Origin of the sequence: Mesorhizobium sp. M4B.F.Ca.ET.017.02.2.1, from assembly GCF_003998955.1 — a bacterium.
GTDB classification, from domain to species: Bacteria; Pseudomonadota; Alphaproteobacteria; order Rhizobiales; family Rhizobiaceae; genus Mesorhizobium; species Mesorhizobium abyssinicae.
In genome coordinates this window covers 1-427 of sequence record NZ_RZOF01000724.1, presented here as the reverse complement: position 1 = coordinate 427, position 427 = coordinate 1, and the positions used below count along the sequence as shown (strand labels likewise).

At 59.7% G+C, this 427-nt stretch carries 1 protein-coding gene; it reads left to right on the top strand.

Annotation, left to right across the window (positions count from 1 at the left end):
- The coding region (locus tag EN738_RS35860; RefSeq protein ID WP_210214110.1) for a hypothetical protein at nt 1-261 on the top strand (261 nt) is incomplete at its 5' end.
- Nucleotides 262-427: the final 166 nt, after the last annotated feature.

Genomic DNA, 427 nt, shown 5'->3' with positions numbered 1-427 from the left:
CATGCCGTGCGCGTCGGAAACCAAGCAATCGAGCTCCTCCTGACCGGTTTCGTGACCTTTCCATTGCCGAATGCTGCCCATGTGCTCGAGATCAAGCGGGGACTCCTGCCGTACCAGGTTGTGGCGGCAGAGATCGAGTACCTTCTCGAGCGCGTTGAGGCTGCGGCGGCAGCTTCAACGTTGCCAGCAGAGCCGGATCTGGCCTGGATCGACGACTTCGTGGCAAGTTCATATCGGGATGAAGTGTTAGGTGCGAGATGACCAGTTCAACCGATGAATTGCGGATCGCCGTCATTTTCCGCGCCGACATCGACATTCCGCGCGGCAAGGGGGAGGTCCAGTTCGGCCATGCGGTGGCATTGCTGGTTCACGGCGGCGGCGAGGTGGCCACTTCCTATATGGCCGGTCTCCAGATGAAGTTGAGCAT